This is a genomic window from Chloroflexus sp. (assembly GCF_034431535.1).
GTDB lineage: Bacteria > Chloroflexota > Chloroflexia > Chloroflexales > Chloroflexaceae > Chloroflexus.
This window is the reverse complement of the sequence record NZ_DAOUDC010000012.1, coordinates 315623-321622: the sequence shown is the minus strand read 5'-3', so window position 1 is coordinate 321622 and position 6000 is coordinate 315623. Positions and strand designations below refer to the sequence as shown.

The 6000-nt window shown below is 63.0% G+C and carries 6 protein-coding genes; all 6 read right to left on the bottom strand.

The features are described 5' to 3' along the window. Positions 1 to 76: 76 nt before the first annotated feature. Positions 77 to 1603: a peptidylprolyl isomerase gene (locus U9R61_RS03620; protein ID WP_322487455.1), complete on the bottom strand. Its 1527-nt coding sequence runs from the start codon at positions 1601 to 1603 to the stop codon at positions 77 to 79. A 3-nt stretch (positions 1604 to 1606) separates the two neighbouring features. Beyond that, complete coding sequence (locus tag U9R61_RS03615; RefSeq protein WP_322487454.1) at positions 1607 to 2026, bottom strand: single-stranded DNA-binding protein; 420 nt, start codon at positions 2024 to 2026, stop codon at positions 1607 to 1609. A gap of 53 nt (positions 2027 to 2079) precedes the next feature. After that, positions 2080 to 2493 carry a 30S ribosomal protein S6 gene (gene rpsF, locus U9R61_RS03610; protein ID WP_322487453.1) on the bottom strand — a complete coding sequence of 138 codons (414 nt, stop codon included), beginning with the start codon at positions 2491 to 2493 and terminating at the stop codon, positions 2080 to 2082. A gap of 173 nt (positions 2494 to 2666) precedes the next feature. Then, on the bottom strand, positions 2667 to 3251 hold the full coding sequence (locus U9R61_RS03605) for a nucleotidyltransferase family protein (RefSeq protein WP_322487452.1): 585 nt from the start codon (positions 3249 to 3251) through the stop codon (positions 2667 to 2669). Between the two features lie 52 nt (positions 3252 to 3303). Beyond that, positions 3304 to 4662, bottom strand: coding sequence for an L-seryl-tRNA(Sec) selenium transferase (gene selA, locus U9R61_RS03600; RefSeq protein WP_322487451.1), 1359 nt, complete (start codon positions 4660 to 4662; stop codon positions 3304 to 3306). Positions 4663 to 4665: 3 nt separating this feature from the next. Further along, complete coding sequence (locus tag U9R61_RS03595; protein WP_322487450.1) at positions 4666 to 5907, bottom strand: putative sugar nucleotidyl transferase; 1242 nt, start codon at positions 5905 to 5907, stop codon at positions 4666 to 4668. Between the last annotated feature and the right edge of the window lie 93 nt (positions 5908 to 6000).

The following is a 6000-nucleotide window of genomic DNA, read 5'->3' as shown; positions in this document are numbered from 1 at the left end:
ACGGCCGCACTCCATAACCTTACCGATGAGGGCTAAGTGGCAACACACCTGCCAGACCGGCATCAACACCAACCAATTACGGCGTTACTGTCGCCGTCGGTTCCGGCGTTACCTCAACGGTCGGCGCCGGCGTCGGCGTTGGCAACGGTGTTGGCGGGCCGGGCAGGTAAGTCGGTACCAGTGTCGGAACCGGCTCGGTCGGGAATGGCGTCGGCGTCGGTGTTGGCTCAGGGAAGCGCCGCACATCGGCTGCTGTCCGTTGCTCGGCGATCCAGCGATCGAACGCTTCGGTACGCGCCTTCTGCAACTGATCCGCTTTCGACGGAATTGTCTGATCGGTTACTTCCAGAATATGCCAGCCGAACTGGGTGCGGATCGGATCGCTGATCTGGTTCACCGGCAAGGCAAAGGCTGCCTGCACCAGTTCTGGCGGGTAGGTTGCGCCGTTATCAGCGAAGCCGTTGCGATCAAACGAACCAATGTCGCCGCCATTCTCGCGCGAACCGGGGTCGTCGGAACGTTCGGCGGCCAGCGTCGCAAAATCGGCCCCGGACCGCAGTTGGGCGACCAGCTCTTGTGCCGCCGGCAGCGCCGTGGCAAAGGCTGCGTCGATCTGCTCGGTCGTCGCTTCTGCCGGAGGGTTGACCGCGATCAAGATCTGGCGCGCCCGCACCCGCTCTGGCTCAGTGCTGGCGACGAAGGTTTCTTCCGGCACCAACCGGGCCTGAATCTGATCATTGAGTAACCGATCGCGGTACTGGCCGAGCAACGCTTCGCGGAACTCGTCTTTGCTAAGCTCTGGCTTCTCCTCAGTCGCGATCAGCTCAAGCTCATAACGGCGATAAATCTCGTCAATAATCTGATCAAACTGGGTGCGCGCCTCGGCAGGTTGGGGCGTCGGCACTGGCGTAAAGGTTGGGAAAGGCGGCGGCGACGGTTCCGGAGTTGGCGTTGGCCCGCCGGGAGTCGGCGATGGTGTCGCCGTGGGTTCCGGCGTCGCGGTCGCTGCCGGATCAACCGTCGGCGATGGCGTTACATTCGGATCAGGCGTGGGAACAGGTTCGGGCAGCGGCGGGAGGAAGATAAAGGACAAATCGGCCACCGCTTCTTGGATTGCCGCATCATCGCTGATCGTGATGCCGAAGTCAGCCGCAGCCCGCTGCTTGAGCTGCCGATCAATCCAATCCGAAACGATTCGATCTTCAATGGCAGCATTGCGCAACCCGCGGATCTGCTGATCGATCACGATGCTGCGCCCCTGAAACTGTTGGGCAATCTGCGGATTGCTGGCTCCAAACAGGTCGAGCAATTGGAAATTCTGGTAGACCTCGCGGGCGTACGCAAGACGACGCTCGCGCCAGTAATCGCTGCGGGTAAGCGTCGCCGAACCAACCTGCGCCACTGGCCGGCTGGGAATCCACAGTTGGTCGTAGATCAACCCGCTGACGATGGCTAACAGGGCAATCGCCAATGCGCTCGCCGTAGCGATAATCACGAGACGCTGGCGGCGCTCTTCTTCGAGACGGCGGCGCGATGGGCGGCGCGGCGCGGGAGGTTGCGCCGGCGCTGGTGCGCTCCGTGGCGGCTTGGGTGTTTGTGACATAGGCTAGAATGGAATGTCATCATCGCCAATATCTGGTGGCGGTTCGCGGCGGGGCGGGCGTGACGGCGAATCATCGGCGCGCGATTCACGCTGCTCAAGCAAGATCATATCTTGCGCAACGACTTCCACTCGCGAACGCGATTGCCCGGTTTGGGGGTCTTCCCACGTCCGCGTCTGCAAGCGGCCCTCGATGTACACCCGCGCCCCCCGGCTCAGATACTGGTGGCAGATTTCGGCCAATCGGTTCCAAGCAACGATATTAAACCATTCGGTCTCATCGTGTAGATTGCCGTTGGGATCGCGCCATTGACGGCTGGCAGCGACCCGAAAGGCGGCCACTGGTGTGCCAGCGGCGGTGTAGCGTAGTTCAGGATCGGCGCCAAGGCGACCAATAATCAAGACTTTATTCAAATCACGCGCCATGGCGCCCTCCACCACGATGGACTGCTGTCTTCACCGGCACGCTGGCGCAGGTGTTATTCGTCGCTCAGCGCCGGCTCTTCCTCTGACTCCGGCTCGACCGGCTCAACCAAGCTCGACTGTACTTCCTTGTCCTCGACCAGCACCAAGAGGTGGCGCAGGATGTTGTCGTTCAACCGGATCGCCCGATCTAGTTCGGCCACTTTCGACGCGCTCAGGGTGAGGGTGAAGAAGACGTAATACCCCTCAGTGAAGCTGCGGCGGCTGGCTTCGCCGGTCACATACTCGCGGATCGGGTAAGCCAGCTTGCGGCGGCCCCACGGCGACGATTGGCTCACCGTGTTGACTTGCCCACCCAGTTGCTCGACCGTCTGCTTGACCCGGTCGATGTTCGCATTGATCCCCTCTTCGTTGGCGAAGAGCGGGCTAATAATGATGACAAGCTCGTACTCTCGACGACGATCGCGCACAAAAGCCTCCTCTGGTGATGTTCCGCTCGCCTCTCGCCCGGCGGCGCGATCCGGACGCAACGGCGGAACAGAAAGACTATTGGGAGCGTATTCCCATTCACGCTCCCACGTGACATCATGCAATTATACCATATCTTATTTAAGATGCGTTTGCCGTCCGCTGCGGCGGCACTCTACCCTTGCAGCGCGCGCCACGCTTCCGGCGTATCGGCGTCGGTAACGACCGCCGGATCGTTCGTTTCATGCCAGACGATCTGCTCAGCGTAGCGGCTGAAGACGGCGCGCGCGCCGGTATCGCCGCGCAGCGTTTGCAGCTCGGCAAACAGAGCGGCGGCGACAATCACCGGGTTGCCGCGCTGGACGCGGTAGACAGGCACGAGCGCAAGTGCAGCCGGCACGGCGCGATAGGCGTCGATCAACTCGTTGATCAGCCGCGCCGTCACCAGCGGCTGGTCAACCAGCAAAACCATCGCCGCAGCGGTATCAGCCGGCAACGCGCGTAGCCCAGCGCCGAGCGAGGTACCCAACCCTTCGGCGTAGGCCGGGTTGCTAACGATCTGCACCGGCAGATCGCGCAACGCGGCCCGCACCTGCGCTTCAGCAGCGCCAACCACGACCGTAAGCCCGGCCAGTTGGCTGGCTAACGCTTCGGCAGCGATATGCGCGACCAGTGGCCGGCCTTGCCAATCCAGCAACTGCTTGGGTTGGCCCATCCGGGTCGATTGGCCGGCAGCAAGCAACAGACCTGCGATCTTCATCGTGAAACCTTGTTGGGTAGCGCCGAAAACACTGTGTCAGTGCGTACCTGTGTTACCGGTAAGCCGCAATCAGCGCCGCAGTCAGCGTGGCATCTTCGGCAGGGAAGACGCTGCGCAAATCGCACACCACCTGCTCATCAACAATCCGGGCCACCACCGGCGGATCGCCGGCGCGCAAGCGCGCGGCCAGCGTCGTGGCATTACCGGTCGCCGGGGTCAGCGCAACGCCGGCGCTCGGCTGGGTCGCGCCGGGGAGCGATCCGCCGCCGACTGCGCTCTCACAGGCGATGATGCGCGCCGGCAGGCCGGCAGCGACTAAGGTGGCTGCAATCGCTTCCGCCCGCTGTTGCAATTCCGCCACCGGCGTGCTGATCAGTTGCCAGACCGGAATCTCGCGTAGGGCTGCGCCGCGCAGGTAGCTGTGCAGCGTGGCGGCCAAGCCGGCAATCGTACTCTTATCGACCCGCAATGCGCGGGCGAGCGGGTGGCGACGCAATTGCCCCACCAGATCGCGCCGGCCCACGATAATGCCGGCCTGCGGCCCGCCCAACAGTTTGTCGCCGGAAAACGTTACCAGATCGGTCCCGGCGGCAATGCTCGCTTGCACCGTCGGCTCGGCCTGCAAGCCAAACTGGCGGGTGTCGATCAGCGTCCCGCTGCCCAAATCATCGAGCAGCGGTAAGCCGTGCTTGTGAGCCACCTCGGCCAGCTCAGCTAGCTCCGGCTCATGCACAAACCCGATCAAGCGGAAGTTGCTGGAGTGAACGCGCAGGATCAGCGCAGTACGCTCGGTGATGACGGCTGCGTAGTCGCGGGCATAGGTGCGGTTGGTCGTCCCCACTTCCACCAGCGTCGCCCCACTGGCGCGCAAGACATCGGGAATGCGAAAGCCGCCGCCGATTTCGACCGCTTGCCCGCGTGAGACAATCACTTCGCGTCCGGCGGCCAGTGCAATCAAAGCCAGATAGATCGCCGCTGCGTTGTTGTTGACCACCAGCGCTGCTTCCGCGCCGGTCAAGCGCACGAGCAACTGCTCCAGATGAACGTGGCGCGACCCGCGTTCGCCTTCGACCAAATCGTACTCAAGGTTGCTGTAGCCGGCCCCCACTACCTGCATCGCTGCACGCGCCGCCGCGCTGAGTGGGGCGCGGCCAAGGTTGGTCTGAATCACCACGCCGGTGGCGTTGATCAGTGGGCGTAGGCTGGGGGCGACGCTAGCCGCCAGCTCGGCATTGACCGCCGCCGCTAACGCCGGCAAACTAGGCGGCGGGCTGCCGGCAGCAATCGCTGTCCGCGCTTGCGCTAATACGACCCGCGCCGCATCGCGCAGCAACTCATGCGGCGCGTCGGGCTGGCTAGCGCGCACCTCGCGGATCAGGGCATCAACGCTCGGCAAATGACGAAACGACATCGCTCACCCCAGACCATCGCGGCTCGGCTGCGTCAACTCAAACGCCTTGCGCAGCACCTGCTCGTAGCTCGGTGTCAGTTCGCGTTTACGCCGCGCCATCACAATCCGGGCCACGCTGATCATCGTATCGATCCGGTACTCGCGAAACACCTCGCCGCCCCATGTAAAGTGCGGCACGTTCTTGGGTGCGCTGTGCATGCCAAACACATTCGAGCCGGTGCCGATCATGGTGCCGCCGGTCAGATGCAGGCCAATGCCCAGTTTGACGTGATCGGCCAGAAAACACCCTAGCTTCAGAATGCCAGTATCGATCTGGCCGATCCCCTCTAGCAACACTCGCACCGAGCCGTAATTGTTTTTCAAATCGGAATTGGTCGTCATTGCACCGATATTGACCCATTCCCCCAGCCAGCTATGGCCGAGAAAGCCGTCGTGGTGCTTGTTCGAGTACCCCTGAATAATCGACGCCTCGACCTCGCCGCCGACCCGGCAAACCGGGCCGAGGCAGGTTTCGGCCCGGATGCGCGCGCTGGCGATCAGCGTCCCCGGCCCGATGTAGGCCGGCCCCTGAATATAGCTGAACGGCTCGATCTGAGCCGCCTCGACAAACACCGGCCCATCGCGGCTGTCGAGCACCACCGGCCCGGCCAACTGCGCTGCCGGATCAACATATACGCGCCGGCCATGGGTAATCACGTGCGGCTGATCAGCCGTAAAGAGCGGCAACCGGCGCGCGAGCAACGGCTCATCGCGGATCAGTTGCTCGCCGGCTTGGGTAATCAGATCCCACGGATAAACAAGCAATGCCGCCGGAACTTGCAGCTCCGCCACTCGCGCAAAACGCGCCAGTTCATCGCGCGCCGCCTCACCCCGCTGCTCACGCAGATAATAGATGATCGCGCTGGCCAGTGCCGGCGACACCCGCGCGCCGAGCAACGTCTCACCCACGATGTACACCGTGTTCACCGGCTCGCAATCAAGCGCCGGCAACCACTCCAAATTGAGCGCGCGCCCATTCACAAACAAGATCGGGTCGCTAGTGGCGAGCAGCTCAGCCAACCCTCCCGGCGGCCCGAAGTGCGGCATCAGGTGCGGGCGGGCCAAGCCACGCGCCGGACGGCCAAGAATGGCCGCGGCCCGCTCGCAAGCGGTGAACGCGCCACAACGCAGCTCAAAGACCGGACGGGCCTGCACTAAGGTGGCAAAATGGCGCCACAGTTCATCTTCAAATAGAATGAGGGTCATACGGGTTTGGGAAAGACAGCCAATCGATCTCGGCTCGGTTCCCTTCCCAGCATAGCACAGATTGGGGCGCAAGTGATCGGCGTTGTGCAAGAG

Excerpts from the sequence above, each read along its gene's own strand:
- U9R61_RS03595 (WP_322487450.1), bottom strand. The coding sequence starts at position 5,907 with ATGACCCTCATTCTATTTGAAGATGAACTGTGGCGCCATTTTGCCACC.
- U9R61_RS03620 (WP_322487455.1), bottom strand. The coding sequence starts at position 1,603 with ATGTCACAAACACCCAAGCCGCCACGGAGCGCACCAGCGCCGGCGCAA.
- U9R61_RS03615 (WP_322487454.1), bottom strand. The coding sequence starts at position 2,026 with ATGGCGCGTGATTTGAATAAAGTCTTGATTATTGGTCGCCTTGGCGCC.
- U9R61_RS03605 (WP_322487452.1), bottom strand. The coding sequence starts at position 3,251 with ATGAAGATCGCAGGTCTGTTGCTTGCTGCCGGCCAATCGACCCGGATG.
- selA (WP_322487451.1), bottom strand. The coding sequence starts at position 4,662 with ATGTCGTTTCGTCATTTGCCGAGCGTTGATGCCCTGATCCGCGAGGTG.